We start from the raw sequence: 22,579 nt of genomic DNA, 5'->3' as shown, positions 1-22,579 counted from the left end.
TAAGGAGCCAGGATTGAAAAGTTAAAATATATAATTCTCCTGACTTGTGATCTCACCTTGCGAAAGCTGATTACAGACAATTGACGTTCGCCTACATTGTTATTACCCAAGCCCTGATTTACCAGATTAACTTTTTAGCATCATCAATTTCATTATGCCCAGCCCCAAAATCTTAGCCCAATCTTTCGACTATTATGGAGTTTACCCCTGCCCAGTCTGTCGGATAGGTAAGATTTCTCATATGCCATTGATGGAAACTATGGCTTGTGACTTTTGCCAAGAGATTTTTACAGTCAACTTAGAACTACAGCAAATCAAGATGCCTTCTAGGCAACCACCCTTAATTTGGCGTTGGAATGGGTTTAGTTGGGCAGAAGGGCAGTTGGAAGGTGTGGAATTAGGTTGGGGTTATGGACTAGCAGCAGCAGTTTTTGTAATTCTTCCCACTACTCTAATTGGCATAGTAGCTTACTATTTTCCTGCTAATCTCAATGAACCCATTACCTGGACGCCATATATTTGGACTGTATTAACTTTCTTCTCACATTTATCGATTATTGTTTGGATTGTGATTGAAATTTATCAAATTCCAGTTGCAGCATATTTGAGAGCGATCGCTCGATGGAGGAACCGGGAGATGGGGAGATGAGGGAGCAGGGGGAGCAGAGGAGGCAGGGGAAGATGAGGGAGAACAATATAATAAACAAATTCCCAATGCCCAATGCCCAATGCCCAATGATCAATAACAAATGATGCAGCGAATAGATGGCTCCATCACTCATAATTAATAAATTGATTGTCCACCAAAATATCGTATGAGCGATCTGGAGCACTACTATAGAATTTTGGAATTAGAGCCTGGGGCAACACTTGAGGAAGTGAACCAGGCTTACAAAGATTTAGTTTTTGTTTGGCATCCCGATCGCATCCCCAAAGACAATCTCCGTTTACAGCAGAAAGCACAAGACAAGCTGAAAGCCATAAATGAAGCTCGTGAAAAATTGCGCTCTTTAAAAACCAAACATCAAACCACACATCACTCACCGCCACCTAAACAGGAAAAACCATCTCAAACCACATATTACTCACCGCCACCTAAACAGGAAAAACCATCTCAAACAACCCAGAAACCACCAAAGCAAAATTCAGACTTGAGTGGCAAAGACTACAGTCGGGCAAATTTGAGCAATAAAGACTTATCTGGCAGAAATCTGAGTTATGCCAATTTGAGCGGTGCCAATCTCAGCGATACATTTATGCACAAAGTCAACCTCAGAGGTGCGAATTTATCTGAAGCAAATTTATTTCGGGCAAATTTACTTTTAGCGGATCTCAGGGAGGCGAATTTACGCGCTGCTAATTTGATTGGAGCGGATCTCAGTGGGGCCGACTTGCGAGGAGCCGACTTGACAGGAGCGCGGATTCGCTCTGGTGAGCGCCTTTTGGTTAAACTAATCGGTACTAACTTAGCAGGGGCAATTATGCCTGATGGTTCAATTTATCAATAACTGAGGCTGCCCTATGACACAGAGTGTATGAATTACTCAAATGAAAAAGCAATCAAGCAGTTCTTGTTTGAATGCAACAGATGGTAAGGGCACAGCATTGCTGTGCCCTTACAAGTGAAGTGATCTGATCTGTATTCCAGGCAATGAAACTGCTATATGCCTGTTTACTTGCCCAAAACACCAAAACGAATACGCGATCTACTGAAATGAGAAAACAATATGCCTTTTTGCTTGCTGAATCTACCGAAATGAGTAAGCAATCAAGCATTTTGAGAAAGCAATATACCTTTTTGCTTGCTGAATCTACTGAAATGAGTAAGCAATCAAGCATTTTGAGAAAGCAATATGCCCTTTTGCTTGCTGAATCTACCGAAATGAGTAAGCAATCAAGCATTTTGAGAAAGCAATATGCCCTTTTGCTTGCTGAATCTACCGAAATGAGTAAGCAATCAAGCATTTTGAGAAAGCAATATGCCCTTTTGCTTGCTGAATCTACTGAAATGAGTAAGCAATCAAGCATTTTGAACACAGCCAGAAAGCCCAAAATTAAATCCTTTTGAATTTTGACACTTCGACTCCTTTCGACCCCTACAACCTGACTGTAAAATTGAAGATGATACATTTAGGCTTTTAGGCACTGTGAACTTTTTTATCGGTTGTGCTGTTTGGGCATATAAAGGTTGGGTGGGCGAACTCTATCGCCAAGGCACTCGCACTGCTGATTTTCTGCATCTCTACAGTCGTCGCTTCACCACTGTAGAAGGTAACACCACCTTTTATGCTGTGCCTAATCAAGAAACTGTAACCCGTTGGGTTGCCGAAACCCCAGCAGGTTTTGAATTTTGTTTAAAATTACCGCGAGATATTACCCATCAAGGATTGTTGAAACCTTATATTCCGGCTGCATTAAAATTTCTGGAAGGGATGCGCCCTTTAGGTAAGCATCTTGGCCCGATATTTGCCCAGTTACCACCCAGTTATACACCTGCATTGTTTGACGATTTGACCAACTTTCTGGAAGCTTGGCCGCGTACAGAAGCACCCCTAGCGTTAGAAGTTCGGCATCCCGACTGGTTCAAGGAACCCCATGCTAGTCATTTGACGACACTTTTAAAAAAGCTAAATGTGGGAAGGGTACTGTTAGACTCGCGCCCCATCTACACTGGAGATGATGACCCCCAGTTGCAATCAGAACGACGTAAACCCAAATTACCGTTGCAATTGAGTGTTACAGCACCTTTTACTCTGATTCGGTTTATTTCTCATCCAAACTTATCAGTGAATCAGCCGTTTATGGAAGAGTGGGTGAAGCAGATTCAGCAATGGTTACAGATGGGAGTGCGAATTTATTTCTTTGTCCATTGTCCAATAGAAGCGCGATCGCCCAGCACAGCCCGTCACTTCCAACAGCTATTGGAACAGAGCGATACACCAGTTCCACCCCTGCCTTGGAATAACCTTGAGCATCCCCCCAATCAACTCAGTTTATGGTCTTGAAAGGCACAGATCAAAGGGAGTAGTCCCACAGAATGAATTTTATAAGTTTTTAATTTTTATAAGATATCTAATGCTTAGTGATTAAAAAAAGAGCGATAATTGGTGTTACGGCACTTTTCTGTTAAAGCTTGATATTCCTTTTTTCTGACAGAAGGGATAATAGTAATAGCCCTTTTTGTGAAATGACAATGAGGGTTTAAATAATCTATAAATATATTTAACAGAAAAGAATTGATTTTTAGTGTGTATGTGATTTAAGCAGATTTTTTGATAGCAGTTATACCAAAGGAGGTTGAAATGAGTCGTCTTCTTTATGAAAATTCAGTCTCTTACAAAGGATATCTCATCATTCCATTTATTTTTGGGAAGCTTGATAATTACGAGATTTATTCGTATAAATTGCTATCTGAGATTGGGCGAAGAAGCCAATTTCATAAAGCAGAAAACCCAGCCGGAATCTATGGAAGTAGCGTTAGTAATATCGTTGATATTGCTAAAGAACATATTGATCAGAATTCAGAGTTTGTCAGCCGTAAGGATAATTTTAAGTCTCGCTACATTTACCGAAACAATTTGATAATCATCTTCCAAGAAGGCGACAAATATTTTTATGATCATTATCCACCAGAGTTATTGAATAATATTGCAGCTCCAAAATTATTCAAATCCGAATATGAATGTCTGAGTTGGATTAAGCAAGGGCTTAATGGTCAAAATCTGCGGCAAAGAGCTATTTGAATAAGGCAAGAGTTAGTCCTTAAAACAAGCTTAATTCTGGTTTTAAGAACTAACTTCTGTACCTCACTAAGTTAAAATATGCTATGGATTTTCGATTTGTGCTAGAAGCAGCACGAGCCGAAGTTATTTGCTCCACACGTTGGCAATTAAGTATTTATGCTGCTGCGATCGCTATCTCAATTGCAGTTGGTTAACCTTGGTTTTTGCTCTATTGAACTGGGATATTGTAGCTAAATTCAGACGGTTGGGAGTATGAGCGAGCAAGGAGCATTGAATATTGCCTTCTCCCCCTACTCCCTACTCCCTATTCCCTTTAATTTTTATTTGCTCTAGACTCGACCTTAACGCACCTTTATTGGATCATGAAGAATGATTAAGAAAAACGAGTATAGACAAATATGATAAAAATGCTAGCTGAAAACTTGATTGGAATTGAGACAAGATTACAAATTAATTGGGTTTGGCTAAATGCCAGCTTACAGTTTGCTAGTTGGGCACTCTTCTCAATTTTACTCGCTGAGGTCTTGAGAGACAGTTACCATGCTTTGTGTCACCAAGTCAATTGGCTTGCTAAATGGCACAACAAGCACCACATGGCTTATCGCCGAGATTTATCCATAGTTTCCCTGAAAGTTTACCAAGAATCGCAACTATATCACGACATTTTAGAGTCGAGTCTACTGCTGGTGGTATTGGTAGTCATTGCCTTAATTGTCCAGCAAATGGGGTTATGGCTGGGAGTAGCTTATGGTTGCACCTTCTTGTATGGCGCGTCTGTACGATATTTCCAGGGAAAAATTGATACAGACTACAACCACTTACCCGGCCCTTTAGAGACAATACCATCCCTTTGGTGGGTGAATCGGACTTACCATTGGCGGCATCATTTTGATGATGTCAACGCTTACTACAGTGGTGTCTTTCCCCTAGTGGATAAAATTCTTGGTACAGGACTGTCTCTTAAAGGTAAAACGATCGCTTTAACTGGAGCATCAGGAGCGCTAGGACAAGCGCTAGCGGCTGAACTTGTAAAGAATAATGCTAAAGTTGTGGCGTTAACCACTAATCCAGAAAAATTAGTAGAGCAAGTCGGGGTTAAGGTGGTTCCCTGGCAGTTGGGTAACGAAGCCGAACTGAGGAATAGTCTAGAGAAAGTAGATATTTTAATTATCAACCACGGAATCAATGTCTACGCCAGCCGCACATCAGAGGCTATCAACTCTTCTTATGAAGTGAATACCTTTTCAGCATTGCGGTTGATGGATATATTTTTGACAACTGTAATAGGGCCACAAGCAAAAGCAACCAAGGAAATCTGGGTAAACACTTCTGAGGCTGAGGTTTCTCCAGCACTGAGTCCGCTTTATGAACTCAGCAAGCGATCGCTAGGAGATATTGTTACCCTGAAGCGTTTGGACGGGGATTGTGTAATTCGCAAGTTAATTCTTGGCCCATTTAAGAGTCAACTGAATCCTTATGGAGTGATGTCTGCACAGCAAGTTGCTCGTGCTATTTTATTTTTCGCGCGGCGAGACTTCCGAAATATTATTGTGGCAATAAATCCTCTAACCTATCTGCTGTTTCCCTTAAAAGAAACTAGTGCGTCGCTATACTATCGAGTCTTCAGCCGGACAGCGAAAAGTGAACAGCACTTACGCAAACAATAGCCGAAAAGAATGATTTTCAGGTAGGGGCGATTTATGAATTGCTCCTACAGAGTTTAGTTTTGCGTAGGCGTAGCCCGCCGCAGGCATCGTTCGCAGTAAGTGCTGATTATTTAATATCATAATATAAGATATATTGCCCTAATGCATTTTCTACAAAAATTATGACTAACCAAACAAATGCTCCTCCTGCTGTTGATTATGCACCTCTGGAATTACAAGCTGAATTAATTGCTATGCAAGAATTAACGATTGAGGAATTCTTAACTGTTGGTCAAAGCCAAATTCCAGAAACTCAACAAGAACTGCATGTTACAACTTTTAGAAAAAAATCAAAATCATCGGTTAAGTGAATCAGATAAATTATTATTGCGATCGCTGCGAGTAAGTGCTGATTATTTAATGCTAAAAAAAGCATACTCTTATGCACTTTTAAAATGGAAAGGCTATTCTAAATTTTGAGTAATTATTAAATATAGTAATATTTTAAATTAGTAATATTTCTGGAAATATAAATAATTACTATGTCAAATCCAATTTTAATAAGTTTAAAAATTTATCTTGAACAATTTTGCTGTGATTTTTTCAGTAAGAGGCAAATAGACACTATTTTTTCAGGTGGAGGCTTTACCAAGGATGAATCAATAAATTTTGAGTATAAACGTGATTTAATAAATCAATATTATAAATCAGTCGATTGGGAAAGTCCAGTAATAATACCCAAATTGAATCAAGTTATAGAAACAATATTGTATTCTATTCATTTATCTGATGATGCAAAAAATAATTTTCGTAAAACACTCTCAGACATTGGCTTTAAATTTGATGGCAATAAAGTGATTTATCAGCCAATTATTCCTAATAAGAGTTTATTTATATCACAATTTACTGTTGGATTGCCATTTGGCAAACCCAAGCCAGAGTTTGCTGTTCAAATTAACAAAGGCAGCCAAAAGTTAAAATTTGAATGGAAAAATGGAATTGGAATTATAGACTTTAATGTTTATCCTGATTTAACTTATCAACAATTAGCACAAAACTTTAATTTATATTTAGGAATAACAGATAAAAGTTTAAGAATAGCCTTGAGAGACATGAATCAAACTGAATATGAAACACAATTTTTCCTCCATTATGCTAACAAATTTAATACGGCTAATCAAAATATACCTATACTCATACCTCAAGCTTGGATACAGTGGCATTCACAATCAAAAAAATATTTAAGTTCTACATCATCTCTAAATATTAACGACATTTATAGGGTTGACTTTGTAGCTTTCTGGAAAAATAAAAGATTTGCTATTTTTATTGACGATATTAGTCATTATGCAACTCGTAAGCACAATCAGGAAACCTGGTTAGCTAGCGAAGAAGAATATTATAAAAATATACAACAAGAGAGAAAATTGATGAAAGAAGGATGGTTTGTAATTAGATTTAGTAATTGGGAAATAAAACAAAAAGACTTACTTGATAAAGCTATGATTGATTTACAAGAAATAATAGTCTTTTCTTGATGTTTTACTCTTCTTCCTTCGTGCCTTCAGAGTTCGTTCAATCAATCCATAACGCCGAACAAGAAAGAAAAGATAAGCTTTGGGTTATCCACAAAAAATCAACTAATCAATCATCAAGTTCCCGATGTTCAAGAATTGAGATACTCAACTTTAAACTTAAGTCGTAATATAATGCAAAAAATTTACACCGATGCAAAACCAGTAAACTGTCTCACATGAGGCGATCTAAAACCTAAAACTATATCTGTTTTTGGTACTCCCAATTCTACTAATTCATTAGCTACACCTTCCTCTGTAAAATCGCACTGAATCCAGATTTTTCCATTAATAATATCTATATGAATCACTGAACCATAAGTCCGTTTTTCACCTTCCCAACCTAGATGAATTACTAAATAGTGGTTTTTTTGATTATCAAATATTAATTGTATTTCCGTACCCTTGGCTAAATAACTTTCTGTATGTCTTGCTAATACTGTCTTTACTAATTCAGGATAATTCATTCCTTCCATAAAACAATCTCCCTTTTGCTACTTTCAAATATCAATAATTTTAATTGATGTTCAGCAATTATTTCTTGAATCACAGGTATCAGAAAAAAAGCTGTATATATTTCATAGCTAATTGCTAAATATAAAATATGATCGGGTTCTTGTTTTCTTAAAATAGAACGGTAATTAAGTGTTTTTCCTAAAGCTGTATGAAATTCACTAATTGCTGATTTCCCCAAAAAAGATTTTATTTCAACTGCTATTTTTTCTCCTTCTTTTTCTGCTCCTAAAAGTCTTTCTGCTCCTAAATCAAGACGAAATTCTATAGTATCTACTAGAAATATTAAAGGATCATCAGTAATTAACAACCATCTTTCTCTAAAGCTGACTTAACAGCATTATGAAAAAAATCTTTTGCTGACATACAAACTTACAATAACACCCTCCATCCTATTATATTCTCTCTCTATGCCTCTGCATCTCTGCGAGAGAAACACAAAAAAAAAGGGATAAGCAAAATGCCTATCCCCAAAAAATCAACTAATCAATGTATCAAGTTCCACTTGTCCAAGAGTTGATGTACTCAATTTGATCGGGTGTTAAGCTATCAATCGTGATCCCAATAGCTTGTAATTTCAACCGAGCAATTTCTTGATCAACTTCAACAGGAATTGAGTGCAAACCAGGTTGCAACTTACCTTTATTCTTCACCAAGAATTCACAAGCTAAAGCTTGGTTCGCAAAACTCATATCCATTACCGCGCTGGGGTGTCCTTCAGCCGCAGCTAGGTTAATCAAGCGTCCTTGTCCAAGAACTACTACTGATTTACCATTTTTCAACTTGTACTCTTCGGTGAAGGGACGAACTTCTTTGACTTCTTTAGCTTGTGCAGCCAAGTATTTCAAATCAAGTTCCAAGTCAAAGTGACCAGAGTTACAAACGATCGCACCGTCTTTCATGACATCGAAGTGTTCACCGCGAACGACGTGCTTGTTACCAGTCACAGTGATAAATATATCACCTTGGGGTGCAGCTTCTGCCATTGGCAGGACGCGGAAGCCATCCATTACGGCTTCAATTGCCTTGATGGGGTCGATTTCGGTGACGATGACGTTAGCACCCATTCCACGGGCGCGGAGGGCTGTACCTTTACCACACCAGCCATAACCGACGACGACAATGTTTTTACCAGCCAACAAAATGTTTGTGGCGCGGATAATGCCATCTAGGGTTGATTGCCCAGTACCATAGCGATTATCAAAGAAGTGCTTGGTGTCAGCATCGTTGACGTTGACTGCGGGGAAGGTGAGAACGCCTTCTCTAAACATGGCGCGTAACCGCACGATACCGGTGGTAGTTTCTTCGGTGCTACCAATCAAATCAGCAATTTGGTGCTGGCGTTCTTGTACCAAAGTTGCAACCACATCGCTACCGTCATCAACAATAATGTTGGGGCGATGATCTAAAGCTATTTGGACGTGGCGATTATAAGTTGCGTTATCTTCGCCTTTTTGAGCAAAGACGGGAATTTCATGATCGGCGACGAGGCTAGCGGCTACGTCATCTTGAGTTGATAAGGGGTTACTAGCAATTAAAAGCGCGTCTGCACCACCGGCTTTCAGAGCGATCGCCAAATGTGCTGTTTCTGTTGTAATGTGGGCGCAAGCTACAAGGCGTAAACCAGCGAAGGGTTTCTCAATAGCAAAGCGATCGCGGATTTGCCGCAAAACTGGCATTTCGCGTCCAGCCCATTCAATGCGCTGTCTACCCAAGGCAGCTAGGCCGAGGTCTTTAACCTCGTGCTTTAATCGGGGAGAAGTTGCGGTCATCAAAAGTTACCTCAAAAAATTAAAAAAGTTACGTAATTTTTACGCACTCTACTACGTTATTCTACGACTGGCGATTTTTGCTTGTATGAAAGCAAATCACTAGTCAATAGTCCTCAAAACTAGCTTGACGTTTGATCAGCATAATGTCAACTTCATCCCCAGCTTCTTCGTTTTTGTTTTATCTTTGGTAAGAGTAAGACTTTTCTAAGCTTACATGGCTAATTTTCAGTACATTCCATCGATCTAAAGATAGAAAAAAATCAAAAAAACATCAAAAATTCATCATCTAAAGGGAAAACCTCAACTTTAGATAGGTACATTTACCCAAATTAATTGCGGAGGATGGTTATAGAAGTAGTCACTAGTAAATTTTTTCCAGGAGGTGTTTGAGTGCGCTTTAAATTTTTGGCGATCGCTAGTTCAATGGCTATAGCTGTTGTATCTGTGCCAAAAGCCACAGCCCAGATTCCTGTATTACCGCAGCTGCTACCGTCTCCCAGCAGTGTGAGTAATGATTCCAACAATAGACTTGTTACAGGCTGGATTTATTTAGATGGTCGTCGGTTATTTCAGATAGCGGCATCAAGAGCCAACTTCCCTGAGCGTTCAGAAGACATCCAAAAGAAGTTGGAGAGAATTGCCCAAAATTACTTTCAGTCGCCACCAAATACACCAGTCGACGTAAATATTCCTAAAGTAAACCAATTACCAGTAATTTATGTCAACGGTCAATATCTGATGACCGTTACTTCTGAGGATGCTAAACTCAGAGAGGTAGATACATGGACATCGGCAAATCAAATTGCCGAATCCTTACAAGAAGACTTGCAACAAGCAAAGCAAGAAAGACAAACTCAATTTTTAATCGACCAAGGTAAAATTGCTGCGGGCATTGGATTGGTGATGATGCTCATGAGTTTGGGGGTATATAGCTGGCAGCAGCGTTCCAAAAAGGATTTAGTACGCTCCATCGCCTCTCAACCCAACACAGGTCCCTTAAACTCTCAAGTTTCACCAGCACCAGCTCAACCAATTGCAACACAACTGAATCAACAGCAACACCGACATCTCCAAGAAGTTAAGAGACGACTATTCCAGCTAAGTCAAGCAGGAATTTGGGGAGGTGGAAGCTTCTTTATTTTGGGTCTATTTCCCTACACACGACCATTTCAGGTAATAATTCTCAATGCCGTCCAATTTCCTTTGCGATTAGGTGTTGTCTTCCTGGGAACTTATGTAGCAATCCGTCTCATTTATGCCCTCATTGACCGCTTCACCACCACTCTGATTAGCAGTGGCGCTTTATTGACTCCAGAAAGTTCTGAACGGCTGAGACTGAGAGTTTCCACGTTTTCTGGCGTGACTAAAAGCATTGCTACTGCTATCTGCGTAGGAGTAGGCTTTTTGCTAGCGCTGGTGTCATTGGGGATAGATATCGTTCCCTTGCTAGCGGGTGCCAGTTTAGTTGGTGTTGCGGTGTCTCTGGCCTCGCAAAACTTAATTAAAGATGCGATTAACGGTTTCCTGATCATTTTAGAAGACCAGTATGCTTTAGGCGATGTGATTACTGTAGGAGACGTAGGAGGCTTAGTAGAAAATCTGAATCTGCGGATGACCCAACTGCGAGATTCCGAAGGGCGCTTGATCACAATTCCCAATAGTGAAATTAAAGTTGTTGCCAATCTTTCTAGTCGTTGGTCACGAGCCGATTTAACGATCCCCATTGCCTACCAAGCCGATGTTGAAAAGGCTTTGAAGTTGATTGAAAATATTGGCTTTGAGATGGACAAAGATCCGCAATGGGAGCGTCAAATTCTGGAACCGCCACAAGTTTTGGGAATAGATCAATTTGGCGATCGCGGTTTGATTATTCGCGTCTGGATTAAAACACAGCCCCTCAAACAATGGGATGTAGCACGAGAGTTTCGCCGCCGCCTGAAAGTTGCCCTAGACAAAGCCGGAATTTCTATTTCTGTGCCTCAACAAGCAATTTGGGTCAATGATGAGCAGTTGTTAAATTTTCAGAGTAATGGCAAAGCTAATTAGAAACAGGGCTTACGCACTCAAAACCTAAAACCTCGTTCCCATAGGTGCGCGAAGCACACTCCCCCCCCAATACGGTTCGGTTAAGGAATTTCTTAGTTGAGGCAGGTAAGGGGGGTAGAAGGAGAAGAGAAGCAGAGGGAGTGGAATAACCCTCTTTCCTCTCCTGTATATCCGAACCGTATTGCATTCCCCTCTAACTAAAAAAGGGGATCTTTTATGCGTAAGTTGTATAAAAATTTGGTCAAACAATGGCATTGTTAGCCGAAACAATGGCATTGTTAGCCGAAACAATGGCATTGTCATTCAAAACAATGGTATTGTCAGCCAAAACAATCGCATTGTCAGCCAAAACAATCGTATTGTCAGCCAAAACAATCGCATTGTCAGCCAAAACAATCGCATTGTCAGCCAAAACAATCGCATTGTAGTCCAATTGCAATTCCGGTTGCTCGTGCATTTCGCGGATTACTGTTGAGGACTCGTTTCAATCCCTGATAGGGATTTTGATAAATTGCAATTGTAAGGCAAAGTGTAATAGCAAGGATTAACAAAGTTTCAATCCCTGATAGGGATTTTGATAAATTGCAATTCGTCCTCGCTCAAAGCCCGGCCTTTGGGCGGTGTTTCAATCCCTGATAGGGATTTTGATAAATTGCAATTGCCAGCTATCGAGGCTTGCTCAGTGACTATGAAGTTTCAATCCCTGATAGGGATTTTGATAAATTGCAATAATGGATTTGGCATGGATTACTGATTTGCTGATGGTTTCAATCCCTGATAGGGATTTTGATAAATTGCAATTTAAACACTATACGTGGTGATCATTGCAATTAATTCGTTTCAATCCCTGATAGGGATTTTGATAAATTGCAATTTGAAGGAATTGGTATGGAGTACACGATTGAAACGTTTCAATCCCTGATAGGGATTTTGATAAATTGCAATGTAATGAGCTTCAAGCTAGGGAACCGGACGATGGCGTTTCAATCCCTGATAGGGATTTTGATAAATTGCAATTCTACCCATCCACTCTTGTTCATTCATAATTTTTGTTTCAATCCCTGATAGGGATTTTGATAAATTGCAATTTTCGGTTGACAATATAGGGGTTACAGCCCACAAGTGTTTCAATCCCTGATAGGGATTTTGATAAATTGCAATTAGTAGGCGGAATGTTAGGGCGATCAAACGGGGGTTTCAATCCCTGATAGGGATTTTGATAAATTGCAATGCTACCTTCTGTGATAGGGTCATCTTCCCATGTACGTGTTTCAATCCCTGATAGGGATTTTGATAAATTGCAATGTTTCGCAAGCGTTGCAGCAGCAGTGGTAGAGATATTCCAGTTTCAATCCCTGATAGGGATTTTGATAAATTGCAATGGTGAAGATACGCCTTGGTTAGAGCCGCCCACTAGGTTTCAATCCCTGATAGGGATTTTGATAAATTGCAATGGGAAGCACTTAAGGAGTGGGGAGAAAGCGACCCGTTTCAATCCCTGATAGGGATTTTGATAAATTGCAATGCTTTGTAAATAATATGGCTGAACCTAGTTTAATAGTTTCAATCCCTGATAGGGATTTTGATAAATTGCAATGGCGTGATTCTTTATGCCTTCCAAAAGTTTTTTAGTTTCAATCCCTGATAGGGATTTTGATAAATTGCAATGATTATCAACTTCCGATAGAGCTTCTAAAACTCCTGTTTCAATCCCTGATAGGGATTTTGATAAATTGCAATGTTGTGAACCGTCGCAGTCCACAGAATAGACTAAATTTGTTTCAATCCCTGATAGGGATTTTGATAAATTGCAATGCGCAGGAGGCTGAAACCTAAGCTGTATTTAGTTTTCAAGGTGCGGTTGCGCGATTCAAAGGCAATCATAGCATTAGAGAATTCGTTTGCAAAGAGTGCCAGGAAAATTTAAAGACTAAAATTGTGTTTTGATAGCATTTCAGAGATTGCGCGGATGAGGATTAGGCGACTAATGGGTTGAAAGCTTTACTGGAGTTCGGATAGAAGCATTTTTTGGGGCTGTGAAATTTGTACACCTACCCTTCCGCGCATTTGAGGTGGAGGAACCTAGCCAGAAGGGGACTCAGCAAAGAAAATTGTTTCGTCTCGTGGCTGTTCTCCGCCAATACGTTCGATTTTTCCCTGACAACAGCCACAGAGAAAATAAAAGCGCACGCTATCAGTGTCGGGTTTTATCAATTTAGCTAAACGCGATCGCAGTTTAGCATACTGAGTAGAAGTGATATTGCACTCAAACACACTCAGTTGCATCCATTGTCCATAAGACTTGAGAACGGAATGAATTTTAGTTCGACGTTTATCTTCTGGAATGTCGTAGCTAACAACAATATAATACATGGGTTAATGGGGAGTTATTTGAGAACTAAGGGTGGATATTTATCGATTTCGTTCATGAGGTATTTACTTAATAACCTCGCCTGAATTTCAAAGGATTTTTGATAGGTGCATTTGTTTCCCATAACTGGATGTTTGAACTCCGATTGTTTCTTTTGTTCGTAGGCGCGAAGGAATGTATGCAGTCCTTCTTTGGTTAAAGACACGGCACCACTAAGCGGTTCGGTGGTAAAGTCAGTTAGGGTTAGCGATCGCTTGTTAATCAGCGACAAGACTACAGCATCGACTATTAAGGGACGAAATTCTTCCATCAAGTCTAAGGCTAGGGAAGGTCTACCATAACGCTCGACGTGTAAGTATCCTAGATAAGGATCGAAGCCGACAATATTTAAAGCACTTTGCACATCATGGCGTAGTAATGAATACCCAAAACTCAGTAGGGCATTAACCGGATCGGTTGGTGGGCGGCGGTTTCTGGCTTCAAAGCGAAATTCTGAGGTTTTGATTAGTTGTTGAAAGCAACCAAAATAGGCTGCACTACCAGCACCTTCTAAGCCTCTGAGAGAATCAATACTGTTAGTTTTTTCGATTGGTGCGATCGCGTTTTCCAATCGAGTGATGTTATTATTCAGGTCAGTATCAGGATGTTCTCGCTGAGTGCGAAGTAAGCTATGGCGGTAATTTTTCAATTTACCCCGTACAAATCCTCTGACTAAATGTATTGCTGATTGTGATTCTCCCACAGCTTGCCATTGGGCTTTACGAACAAAGAGATTTTTAGTAACTTCTGGTTCTAAACGCCCTAAATATCGTCCGTTTTGTGTGAGAAATGTTAAACAAATATGACGTTCTAAAAGTTCACTAACGACGGCGGGAGAAATAGTAGCCCGTCCTAGTACTACAATTCCTTCTAGTTTAATTAAAGGGATATCCAAAATTGTTTTTTGTTCAGCTTTGACGGTGAGGCGTTCGTCAACTTTGCCGATAAAAGCATCGGCTTGTGTTACGTAAAGTGTTCCCATGATTTAATCCTTAATTAATTGAAAGTTATCAAACTCAATACAATACGGTTTGGTTAGCTTGTTTACTGCGCGAAGATCCCTCCAACCCCCCTTAAAAAGGGGGGTTTATTTCGGCTTATGTTCTTTACCCCCTTTTTAAGGGGGTCGCCACAGGCGGGGGGATCTTATTTGAACAGTGTTGAAAGTCAATACGTCCTCAAACTAGAAGTTACCAGAGGATGATTTAATTTACTTCTTGATAACTTTTGACTTTATCAGTTGCTTTGGGTAAACATTGCGAATAAAGACTACATCCTTGGCAGCGTTTGCTGTAAACTGGTTTTGGCATTGCTCCTGTTTCTAGGAGATTTGTGACAGATTGAATAGTAGCGATCGCACTTTCTCGTAACTCTGCATTAATCTCTACTAATTGCCGTTGATGGGAGTGGGCATAATAGATATATCCAGTAGTAACAGGTTGTCCCGTCATCTCTTCTAAACATAAGGCTTGGGCACAAACTTGCAACTCATCGTTATCCCATTCGCCTTTGCGTCCTCGTTTGTATTCCACTGGATAAACTTGACCAGATTCTGCTTCAATTAAATCAGATTTGCCGATGAGTTTGTATTGCTCCGACTTCAACCAAATTGCTCGAACTTGCCAAGTTTCTCCTCGCTGTACATCGCTTGTCGTGTGGACGCGATCGTGTAAAGTTGTGCCTTCAATTGTGTATTGATTATCGGTAAATTCTCCTGCACAAAACATCCGCCAACAGCGATGCGGACAATAGGCATATTGGTTCAATGCTGCAATGGAAATATATTCAGTTTGGTTCATAACTTAGGTGGTTTTTAAAGGATTATTGAAATTACGGAGAATACAGTCGCCGCGTCATTCCCATACCCATTGTTGTTTTTCTTCCAACACCAGTATATAAAGCAAAGTCAGCTAAAGCGTTAATCTGCTTAATTTCTATTGGTTCAACTGCCCCTAAAATCTTATAGGTAACTTCGCCAATAATGCCAATAAATTTGCTGCGAGAATCAGCTAATATTTCTGTGTGAATATTGACAAATGAGGGAAATATTGACTCGATCGCAATCTGAGGAAATTCTATGCCACTGTACTTATTCCACCGCGAAAGTAGGGAATTAAAGACAGATTCTCTGGTAGGAAGGGTAGTATCATACTGTCCTTGACGGAAGGCGGTAGGCGTGGAGAAAGTAAGGTTTATGGAAGAATTGCGATCGCTAGCTTCTTCGTATAATTGAGCGTAAGTACTGGCATTCGCCCAAGGTTGAATAAATTGGGGTGTGCCTTGAATGCTGGTAATATACAAATCAGCCGGGCCAAGATGCCAAGGGCGATTGGGATTAAGATTAAGCCAAAGTTGGGTAAGTTTGCCAAATAGAGTGTCATCTAATAAAGAGATGCGCCACCAACAAGGTGTTCCGGCGGGAATTGGTTGTTGATGTGAGTATTGCAATTTAGATCCCCCTTTACCTCCCTTCAAAAGGGGGGAGTTTGTATTACTAATTTGTAAAGGGGAGAGAGTGAAAGCTTTATCTGCGGTGGAATCGTGCAAGCGATCGCCTAATGTGCTATCTACAGAACTAACGAGGGTTAAAAATAAGGCGTGGAGATGTCTACCTGTAAGATACTGTGGTGGAATAGGCGATTGAGGTAGCAAATTCAACACTAAACTATGAGGCATACTTTCTCTTTTTGGTTGTAGACTGAGTGATTCTTGACTCTACAGTGAACTCAGGGATTTCCTGGAGTTCAGCATCACTCAAACTATACTGTTCGCAAACTAAACTTAAGCGATTTCCTGGGGTTTTCACAGCGTTAACCGAATGGGTTAAATCACCTTGAAAATAAACTAAAGTATTGAATTGGGGCTTAATTTGCCCAAGTTGGCGTTTGTGCGATCGCAATACCAGTTCTCCCCCTTCCATATCCGCAGGTACGCGCACATAGAGAACACTGACAACCGCAGGCGGTTCAATGGTTTTGGAGTAGGAACGTAAGGAGCGATCGATATGCGGATCGACGCGGGAGCCTTCCTTTAGTTGTAAGGGATTGAGGTAAAAAGCATTACAACTTGGCTGGAGAGCCAAATCTAGGTAAGGCTTGAAGTAGGGAAACTGCTGTTCTACTTTTGCTAATCCAGAACGCTGAAATACTACAGAAAATCCTTTAGTGGCGACAAAATCGCGGTTGAGGTTGTTGATAGCAAAGTAAGGACAAGCTTGGATTTCTCCCCACAAGTTGTTTAGGTAGTTGCTGGGGAAAGCGTTGGTTTGTTGTTGATAGTGTTTCACTGGGGATAGAGGAGCGATCGCTGGATGTGGTATCTAAAATTTTAAAGACTATCGAGTGATGATAGTAGTATTCTTTTAAGTGAGAAAAACTACATAGAGAGAAAGACCAATGAAAATTGATGATTACAATGCAGCAAAGGCACTAACTGAAAAACTGAAAGAGAACTTACCTATTAAAGCACGAGCAGGGAAGGAGTTTTTGAAGACATTAAGGCAAAAAGGAGTAAACGCCGATCCAGACAGAGAATTTGAAATTGATTTCGTTGGCTATTCAGGAGATGAAGGCGGAATTATGTGCGGACTAAAAGAGCCAAATAATCCCGAAAGTACAGAAAAATATGTTTCTTCTATTACTCACCTAAAGATTGATCCTAATCATCCTCTAGCTGCTGAAGTGCAGACTTACCAACGCCAGCGAATACGTAAGTTAATGTTGCAAGATTCCAGAGGTTTTAAAGCTGAGTTAATGACGATAGAGCCTCGAAAAAATAAAAGCCGTAGTAAAGGTTTTGGGAAGTGATTAACTCCGAAAACGATATTGTATATTAACTGGAATTTTTAAGTTTTGAATGCCATCAAATTGATAGTATTGACCTCGCATTTGGACATTCTGAATTAAGCTAACTGGAGGCATATTCACAACATCATAGCTAATCACTTGATTAGTGAACATCACATCTAAAGGATTTAATGGATGTGTGCAAGTAAATATACCTTCAACAATTTTATGTTTCGGTAATGGTTCAACTGTCACTTCAGCCTTGCTCATCCATTTACCCAAGCGAATCCACTTTGGTAGTTTGAGTTCTTTTTGGGAAATTACAAAAAACTCAAATTTGCTTTCTGCTGCTATTTCCTTTGCTCTGCCAAAACTAGGGATATTTTTCTGTGTTTTCTCCATTTCAACGTGGTAGTTGTTATTAGCATACTTCCAGGTGTTGAGGATAGAAGAATGATTGAGCGATCGCGCCGGAGTTACGTAAATTCCTTGTTGATTGAGTGGCGTTAAATGCTCCTCATATTTTGGCACTTGTTCGGGGCAAAAATAGCGATAAGAATCTTCTTCAGCAACGGTAGTAGAGTAGATTTGGCTATCAACTAAACCCAGTGCATAACAGAGAGCATAATTGTGAATTATTGGCTCTGTTTCATACAATCGTCCGATTTCACGAGTAGCAAAATATAGGCTGTCGTGCAACTCCAATTGACAACGATAAATAAACACCATTACTCTTTCCCCGCTTTAGCAGCCGTTTTCTTCTTGCTGATATGCTTCTTGGCATAATCTTTAGCTTCTGCATCAGCCTTTTGCAAAATTGCCTGAATACCTTTCTCACTTCCTGTTAAAGTTTTTACTTCATTAATTAAGGATACAAAAGCATCACCAATGAAATCTGTATGAACAATGAATTCATCAGCCATTAACGCCTCAATAGCATTTTTTGCAGCAGTGATTACATCATCTTCATCTAACGGATCGGGAGCATTCAGAGTATTGTTAGATTTCATTTGGTCATATATTGCCTGAGTCCAACGCAGGTTACTAGTGATTTCTCCATCAGCAAATACAACTCCAATTAACTCATTTCTGACGCGACCTGTACGCGTGGTTTGCGCTCCATAATGACGAGTTCGCAGAATGTTATTAAAAACGTAAAGGAAGCTAGCTTCAGTGGGATCTTTCAAAGTGACAATACTGGGAAAGAAAACTTGCGGTCTAATGTGGTCTTGTTGATTAATTCGACTGGTAACTTCACCAGGTTTAGAACCATTTTCACCCTTAGAAGCCATCGTGCCATTTTCATAGGGAGCGTTGAGGGTGAAAGTTTCGTGTGATTCATCAAAAGCTGTAATTGAAAATGCCGTGTCTACCACAACTTTTGATTTCTCTGAGCCAGAGTCACCAATAGCAAATCCGTAAATGATGCAATCAGGATTATCCATTGCAAAATTCACGTTGTATTCGCATTCTTCAGCAGTCATGAAGCCATAATTACGCAGCAATTCCCGACCAACTAAACGCTCTGGAGTAGACTGTTTGCGCTTGAACATTGACAAACGGCTAATTGTAGTTTTGTCTTTAACTCCTGCTCTTACCCTTGCTTTATTCAGTTCTGCATCTGTCTGAAATAGTGGATAAGATTCCGTAATGCGGATAGTCAAGAAATGAACATATTTCCCCATTGGTTTGTAAGGAATCTCAGATTGAAAGAATTTGGATTCAACAGTTTTTAAAATTACCATGATTTATCTCCAAAGAATTATTTACTACTTGTTTATTTCTAGAGGAAGAATTTATTCCTGTTCATTAACATCGTCTATTACAGGAATATTTTCATTTCTTCCTGCATTTTCTTTGTCATCTTCAAGACGGTAAAGAAATTCACAGGTATCTCGAATTAAGTTGAGTTGACGACCTGCCAAACGAGCGCGATCGCCTGCAAATGCGTTATCAAATACCTCCACTACAAAATACTTGGCAAAATCTAGTACAGCTTGCCGTTCTTCTTCTCGTTTGCTCATGATCCAACGTCCTTCAGCAGTAGAAGAATGGATGCGATCCATGAGTTTAAAAACTTCTGCTGCAACAGCCACAACTAATGTTTCCCCCTGAAACACACTTGACTCAGCTTTGAGTATAGTTTCAGCCGCGATGTCAACTGGTTTCAACACAGCATTAGACTTAGGATTATAACGTTTATTAGCTCGGTAAAATCTGCGGTATAAATCTGTTAATTTCTTAGGATGATTCAGGCTTGATGCTTCTCCCACAATTAATTGCTCCATATTAGTGTCATATTTCACACAAGGGTCAAAACAAGGATAAAAATGATAGGCATAAAGCCGGATTTTTTCAATTCGTGCTATTTCTAATCCCTGGTTACGCACCCAGCGATTGAGATAAGAAAAGACGTACAACGGACTGGTTTCAAAATCTTTAGCCAGTTCAGTAAATCTTCCCCAGTTGGCATCGTAACCAGACTTACCTTGTTTAGCATTCACATCTAAATGAATGGCATAAGCGGCGGTAAGCACATTTAAAGGTGCTGGGTATTGGATGCCGTTTTCGTTCCAACCTTTGAGGATGTAGTCAAGACGGAAGCGGTCGCGCCTTACTAAAGCATGAAAAGCATGAGGCGCACTGTCAAGTAAAACGCTTTCCTCAAATTCAGCCCCATCATTAAAAGGTGGAATTGGTGACTCTGAAACCACAGTTTTAACATCTAAAATCATCGGGAAAACAAACGCTAACCAAGTTGGCATTACCCAAGATTCTGTATCGGTGCTGTCTCTTCCTGGGGGGAGTGCCATGAAGTAAAATGTTAAAGGCTGGTCTTCAGGATAGGAAAGCTTAAAGGTGCGATCCTTATCACGTTGGAGGTTTTCATCGATTAAGAAACTATCTACACTTTGGTAGCGATCGCGCCCCAAATCCGCCTGTAAATCTTTACTGATAAAATGATTACGAATGCTGGTATCAAAGCGAGTTTGAGCAATACCATTGTATGCTTTCTGCAAAAACTTGTTAGTCTCTGGAGTAAAGTAAGAAGTAGCATAAAAGTAGAGATAGCGATATTTACCATCTTCAAATCGCTTACCTACAGCTTGAGTTTGATTCATCAAGATTTGCCTTAGCATCATCTCCACACCTGCAATACTGGAGATATTGCGTTTAGCGTTAGAACCTCCTAACATTTGCTTGTTTGTATAAACTTGTGGTGTAAATAAAACTGCTGATTCCATTTGCTCAGTAACCGTGTAAGCAGAATGAGAAATTGAGCAGATTAGTCGTTTCCCTCGCCCTATTTTTTTCGCAGCATTGTAATTATTTAACTCATTTAAAAATGTTTCAACTTGAGTTTTAACAGATGGTTTTTGATTAGTGCCTGGTAACATTACAACTCGTTTTACCCAAAGCCTTAAATCATCCCAACCATCAGGCAATTGATATTGAGAAATTATCGGATAAATTAAGGTTGCCAAATAGTCAATCACTTGCTGACAAGCTTCGCGTACATCTTCAATTCCTGGATGATGTTCTAAATATTTAGCCGCCAGATAGTACCATTCATAAGCTACTCCTCCCGTATTTCCCTTTAACTTGTTTTCTTTGAGACTTTCGTTAATGCGTTGAATTTCTCTAATTTGGGGTAAATATTCTGCTAAATTCCAAAATTCTACAACTTTATAAGTTAAATCTAAATCGGGAACTGCTGGCAGCTTTTTATCTTTCTTACGAGCAGAATCAACGCGATTAACTGTTTCTTCCCAAATTTTCCTGCTAATTAAATCACCCAATTCTGCTATTTGGTCAATACGGATATCGTCTTCAAATTTGAAATCATAATCAGCAGATAAAACATTTTGTTTCTGAAACTTATTCAGATTTTCGCTGCGACTTTTAGCAACAGAGCCTTTATTAGAGTTTAAGATGCGTAATGTAGCATCTAAGGCTACTTTCATCAAGCCTATATCATCAAAAAATAAGTTATAATATTCGGCATATTTCATGCCTTTGCCATCTCTACCAAACCCTGTTTGTCTGAGGCGTAATTGACCTGCACAAAGCGATTTAATACTGTTAACTATACGGTCTGGGAAATCTTCCGGCGAGATAGCTGGAGCATTGCGCGAAGCCAAGTAAATTACGCCTGTTGGCAGATATAACAAAGGTTCATAGTAAGTATACTCATTAGTATTGAGACTAGTATGAGCCTGAATTAAAGCATTATTCACCACATTAGTTAAAACACCCCGATTCTCAGCAATGCTATGATAGGTAAATTTCAATTGTCCATCACTGAGGCTGTGGATGATTTCTTTGAGTCTAGGATGTTCTGCATCTTGGGGATGTTTAACAATAGAGGCGAGAGAATCAGCTAAACAAGTTAAATCAGATAAACTGCGAAGGGTACGGTCTTTGAGAAGAGGATTCAAGCCAAATTCAGAAAAATTCCAGTTAGTATCCCAGCGACCTTGAGCATTGTAAGCCATGTACAACAAATCATCTAGATACTCTCGATAAGCTTCAGGATTTTCTGGATTTATAAAGTTATCTAGTCCTAACTGGTGAACTTTTTTATCAAGAATTTTACGATGTTCTGCTAACGGCAACTTGCGGCAGTTTTCAGGAACATCAGGAAACTTTTCAAAATCATGTAAAATAAATCCAGCAATTACTAATCTACGCTCTCGCTCTTTCACCACTCGCTGCACTGTGGTATTAAGTTTTTCTAAACGTTTCTCAATTAAATTTGCTGGGAATAATCCATTGAGTAAGTGAGTATTCAGTGATTGGTCAGCAGCATTATCTCGTCTAACTTTAGTTTTTCCTTCAGCTTCTCGCTGTTGGTCAATTTCATCAAAAAACTTACCGCCTTTCGCCGTTACACCAATTGCTACCCGCAACAGATTTGGTAAAACATATTCACCAAAGTCTGCCATTACCTTATCATCTGGATTTTGAAATTGAATTGCTTCTCGTAATAGCTTGAGTGTTAATAATTCGCCTTCGGTTTCAATAGTACGGTCTGAAGAATCACTATCAAAACCAAAATCACCTGATAACCAATCATCATTGGACATTTT

At 39.7% G+C, this 22,579-nt stretch carries 21 protein-coding genes, 1 pseudogene and 1 CRISPR repeat array; of the genes and pseudogenes, 10 read left to right on the top strand and 12 right to left on the bottom strand.

Annotated elements, in window-relative coordinates:
• Positions 1-154 precede the first annotated feature (154 nt).
• The 8 genes from H6G96_RS22925 to H6G96_RS22890 all read left to right on the top strand — a co-directional run bounded on the left by H6G96_RS22925 (position 155) and on the right by H6G96_RS22890 (position 6,927).
• Positions 155-649 (top strand): hypothetical protein, encoded by a 495-nt coding sequence (locus H6G96_RS22925; RefSeq protein ID WP_190913706.1) that lies wholly within the window; start codon positions 155-157, stop codon positions 647-649.
• A gap of 166 nt (positions 650-815) precedes the next feature.
• On the top strand, positions 816-1,508 hold the full coding sequence (locus H6G96_RS22920; protein WP_190913704.1) for a pentapeptide repeat-containing protein: 693 nt from the start codon (positions 816-818) through the stop codon (positions 1,506-1,508).
• A 143-nt stretch (positions 1,509-1,651) separates the two neighbouring features.
• A complete protein-coding gene (locus tag H6G96_RS22915; RefSeq protein WP_190913702.1) occupies positions 1,652-2,068 on the top strand; it encodes a hypothetical protein in 417 nt (138 codons plus the stop codon).
• 79 nt (positions 2,069-2,147) lie between these two features.
• Positions 2,148-3,005: a DUF72 domain-containing protein gene (locus tag H6G96_RS22910; RefSeq protein ID WP_190913700.1), complete on the top strand. Its 858-nt coding sequence runs from the start codon at positions 2,148-2,150 to the stop codon at positions 3,003-3,005.
• A gap of 297 nt (positions 3,006-3,302) precedes the next feature.
• Positions 3,303-3,743: a hypothetical protein gene (locus tag H6G96_RS22905; protein WP_190913698.1), complete on the top strand. Its 441-nt coding sequence runs from the start codon at positions 3,303-3,305 to the stop codon at positions 3,741-3,743.
• A gap of 398 nt (positions 3,744-4,141) precedes the next feature.
• Positions 4,142-5,410 carry a bifunctional sterol desaturase/short chain dehydrogenase gene (locus tag H6G96_RS22900; RefSeq protein WP_190913696.1) on the top strand — a complete coding sequence of 423 codons (1,269 nt, stop codon included), beginning with the start codon at positions 4,142-4,144 and terminating at the stop codon, positions 5,408-5,410.
• A 161-nt stretch (positions 5,411-5,571) separates the two neighbouring features.
• Positions 5,572-5,760 carry a hypothetical protein gene (locus H6G96_RS41535; protein ID WP_242063375.1) on the top strand — a complete coding sequence of 63 codons (189 nt, stop codon included), beginning with the start codon at positions 5,572-5,574 and terminating at the stop codon, positions 5,758-5,760.
• 171 nt (positions 5,761-5,931) lie between these two features.
• Complete coding sequence (locus H6G96_RS22890) at positions 5,932-6,927, top strand: hypothetical protein (RefSeq protein ID WP_190913694.1); 996 nt, start codon at positions 5,932-5,934, stop codon at positions 6,925-6,927.
• Between the two features lie 182 nt (positions 6,928-7,109).
• Here the strand turns inward: H6G96_RS22890 and H6G96_RS22885 are convergent, their stop codons facing one another.
• The 3 genes and pseudogenes from H6G96_RS22885 to ahcY all read right to left on the bottom strand — a co-directional run bounded on the left by H6G96_RS22885 (position 7,110) and on the right by ahcY (position 9,248).
• A complete protein-coding gene (locus H6G96_RS22885) occupies positions 7,110-7,439 on the bottom strand; it encodes a XisI protein (protein ID WP_190913692.1) in 330 nt (109 codons plus the stop codon).
• Positions 7,427-7,842 (bottom strand): annotated as a pseudogene (locus H6G96_RS22880) (XisH family protein). Before H6G96_RS22880 ends, H6G96_RS22885 begins: the two are co-directional and overlap by 13 nt.
• A 128-nt stretch (positions 7,843-7,970) precedes the next feature.
• Positions 7,971-9,248 (bottom strand): adenosylhomocysteinase, encoded by a 1,278-nt coding sequence (gene ahcY, locus H6G96_RS22875; RefSeq protein ID WP_190913690.1) that lies wholly within the window; start codon positions 9,246-9,248, stop codon positions 7,971-7,973.
• A gap of 390 nt (positions 9,249-9,638) precedes the next feature.
• On the opposite strand from ahcY, the gene H6G96_RS22870 reads away from it, so the two are divergent.
• Positions 9,639-11,294 carry a mechanosensitive ion channel domain-containing protein gene (locus H6G96_RS22870; protein WP_190913688.1) on the top strand — a complete coding sequence of 552 codons (1,656 nt, stop codon included), beginning with the start codon at positions 9,639-9,641 and terminating at the stop codon, positions 11,292-11,294.
• 241 nt (positions 11,295-11,535) lie between these two features.
• Here H6G96_RS22870 and H6G96_RS22865 read toward each other — a convergent pair whose 3' ends face one another.
• The 6 genes from H6G96_RS22865 to H6G96_RS22840 all read right to left on the bottom strand — a co-directional run bounded on the left by H6G96_RS22865 (position 11,536) and on the right by H6G96_RS22840 (position 16,990).
• On the bottom strand, positions 11,536-11,751 hold the full coding sequence (locus H6G96_RS22865) for a hypothetical protein (RefSeq protein WP_190913686.1): 216 nt from the start codon (positions 11,749-11,751) through the stop codon (positions 11,536-11,538).
• Between the two features lie 24 nt (positions 11,752-11,775).
• Positions 11,776-13,110: a CRISPR direct-repeat array (repeat unit 37 nt; unit sequence GTTTCAATCCCTGATAGGGATTTTGATAAATTGCAAT).
• 266 nt (positions 13,111-13,376) lie between these two features.
• Positions 13,377-13,667: a CRISPR-associated endonuclease Cas2 gene (gene cas2 / locus H6G96_RS22860; protein ID WP_190913684.1), complete on the bottom strand. Its 291-nt coding sequence runs from the start codon at positions 13,665-13,667 to the stop codon at positions 13,377-13,379.
• A 14-nt stretch (positions 13,668-13,681) separates the two neighbouring features.
• Positions 13,682-14,686, bottom strand: coding sequence for a type I-D CRISPR-associated endonuclease Cas1d (cas1d, locus tag H6G96_RS22855; protein ID WP_190913682.1), 1,005 nt, complete (start codon positions 14,684-14,686; stop codon positions 13,682-13,684).
• A gap of 223 nt (positions 14,687-14,909) precedes the next feature.
• On the bottom strand, positions 14,910-15,503 hold the full coding sequence (gene cas4 / locus H6G96_RS22850; RefSeq protein ID WP_190913680.1) for a CRISPR-associated protein Cas4: 594 nt from the start codon (positions 15,501-15,503) through the stop codon (positions 14,910-14,912).
• Positions 15,504-15,534: 31 nt separating this feature from the next.
• Positions 15,535-16,380 (bottom strand): CRISPR-associated endoribonuclease Cas6, encoded by an 846-nt coding sequence (cas6, locus tag H6G96_RS22845; RefSeq protein ID WP_190913678.1) that lies wholly within the window; start codon positions 16,378-16,380, stop codon positions 15,535-15,537.
• Positions 16,370-16,990 (bottom strand): 2OG-Fe(II) oxygenase, encoded by a 621-nt coding sequence (locus tag H6G96_RS22840; protein WP_190913676.1) that lies wholly within the window; start codon positions 16,988-16,990, stop codon positions 16,370-16,372. The genes cas6 and H6G96_RS22840 overlap by 11 nt, the downstream gene beginning before the upstream one ends.
• A gap of 109 nt (positions 16,991-17,099) precedes the next feature.
• Between H6G96_RS22840 and H6G96_RS22835 the strand changes: the two genes are divergently transcribed.
• Positions 17,100-17,510 carry a hypothetical protein gene (locus H6G96_RS22835; protein WP_190913674.1) on the top strand — a complete coding sequence of 137 codons (411 nt, stop codon included), beginning with the start codon at positions 17,100-17,102 and terminating at the stop codon, positions 17,508-17,510.
• Here the strand turns inward: H6G96_RS22835 and cas5d are convergent, their stop codons facing one another.
• Genes cas5d through cas10d form a run of 3 tightly spaced genes read right to left on the bottom strand, consistent with a single transcriptional unit; the run spans position 17,511 to position 22,576 of the window.
• Complete coding sequence (cas5d, locus tag H6G96_RS22830; protein ID WP_190913672.1) at positions 17,511-18,218, bottom strand: type I-D CRISPR-associated protein Cas5/Csc1; 708 nt, start codon at positions 18,216-18,218, stop codon at positions 17,511-17,513.
• On the bottom strand, positions 18,218-19,234 hold the full coding sequence (gene cas7d / locus H6G96_RS22825) for a type I-D CRISPR-associated protein Cas7/Csc2 (protein WP_190913670.1): 1,017 nt from the start codon (positions 19,232-19,234) through the stop codon (positions 18,218-18,220). Before cas7d ends, cas5d begins: the two co-directional genes overlap by 1 nt.
• A 51-nt stretch (positions 19,235-19,285) precedes the next feature.
• The gene (gene cas10d, locus H6G96_RS22820; protein WP_190913668.1) at positions 19,286-22,576 is read right to left on the bottom strand and encodes a type I-D CRISPR-associated protein Cas10d/Csc3; all 3,291 of its coding nucleotides are present in this window, start codon (positions 22,574-22,576) and stop codon (positions 19,286-19,288) included.
• Positions 22,577-22,579 lie beyond the last annotated feature (3 nt).

It is taken from the genome of Nostoc sp. FACHB-892 (assembly GCF_014698795.1).
Lineage (GTDB): Bacteria > Cyanobacteriota > Cyanobacteriia > Cyanobacteriales > Nostocaceae > Nostoc.
The sequence above is the reverse complement of the archived record's forward strand: the minus strand, read 5'-3'. Positions and strand labels throughout refer to the sequence as shown.

Excerpts from the sequence above, each read along its gene's own strand:
- H6G96_RS22925 (WP_190913706.1), top strand. The coding sequence starts at position 155 with ATGCCCAGCCCCAAAATCTTAGCCCAATCTTTCGACTATTATGGAGTT.
- H6G96_RS22920 (WP_190913704.1), top strand. The coding sequence starts at position 816 with ATGAGCGATCTGGAGCACTACTATAGAATTTTGGAATTAGAGCCTGGG.
- H6G96_RS22915 (WP_190913702.1), top strand. The coding sequence starts at position 1,652 with ATGAAACTGCTATATGCCTGTTTACTTGCCCAAAACACCAAAACGAAT.
- H6G96_RS22905 (WP_190913698.1), top strand. The coding sequence starts at position 3,303 with ATGAGTCGTCTTCTTTATGAAAATTCAGTCTCTTACAAAGGATATCTC.
- H6G96_RS22900 (WP_190913696.1), top strand. The coding sequence starts at position 4,142 with ATGATAAAAATGCTAGCTGAAAACTTGATTGGAATTGAGACAAGATTA.
- H6G96_RS41535 (WP_242063375.1), top strand. The coding sequence starts at position 5,572 with ATGACTAACCAAACAAATGCTCCTCCTGCTGTTGATTATGCACCTCTG.
- H6G96_RS22890 (WP_190913694.1), top strand. The coding sequence starts at position 5,932 with ATGTCAAATCCAATTTTAATAAGTTTAAAAATTTATCTTGAACAATTT.
- H6G96_RS22885 (WP_190913692.1), bottom strand. The coding sequence starts at position 7,439 with ATGGAAGGAATGAATTATCCTGAATTAGTAAAGACAGTATTAGCAAGA.
- ahcY (WP_190913690.1), bottom strand. The coding sequence starts at position 9,248 with ATGACCGCAACTTCTCCCCGATTAAAGCACGAGGTTAAAGACCTCGGC.
- H6G96_RS22865 (WP_190913686.1), bottom strand. The coding sequence starts at position 11,751 with ATGCACGAGCAACCGGAATTGCAATTGGACTACAATGCGATTGTTTTG.
- cas2 (WP_190913684.1), bottom strand. The coding sequence starts at position 13,667 with ATGTATTATATTGTTGTTAGCTACGACATTCCAGAAGATAAACGTCGA.
- cas1d (WP_190913682.1), bottom strand. The coding sequence starts at position 14,686 with ATGGGAACACTTTACGTAACACAAGCCGATGCTTTTATCGGCAAAGTT.
- cas4 (WP_190913680.1), bottom strand. The coding sequence starts at position 15,503 with ATGAACCAAACTGAATATATTTCCATTGCAGCATTGAACCAATATGCC.
- cas6 (WP_190913678.1), bottom strand. The coding sequence starts at position 16,380 with ATGCCTCATAGTTTAGTGTTGAATTTGCTACCTCAATCGCCTATTCCA.
- H6G96_RS22835 (WP_190913674.1), top strand. The coding sequence starts at position 17,100 with ATGAAAATTGATGATTACAATGCAGCAAAGGCACTAACTGAAAAACTG.
- cas5d (WP_190913672.1), bottom strand. The coding sequence starts at position 18,218 with ATGGTGTTTATTTATCGTTGTCAATTGGAGTTGCACGACAGCCTATAT.
- cas7d (WP_190913670.1), bottom strand. The coding sequence starts at position 19,234 with ATGGTAATTTTAAAAACTGTTGAATCCAAATTCTTTCAATCTGAGATT.
- cas10d (WP_190913668.1), bottom strand. The coding sequence starts at position 22,576 with ATGTCCAATGATGATTGGTTATCAGGTGATTTTGGTTTTGATAGTGAT.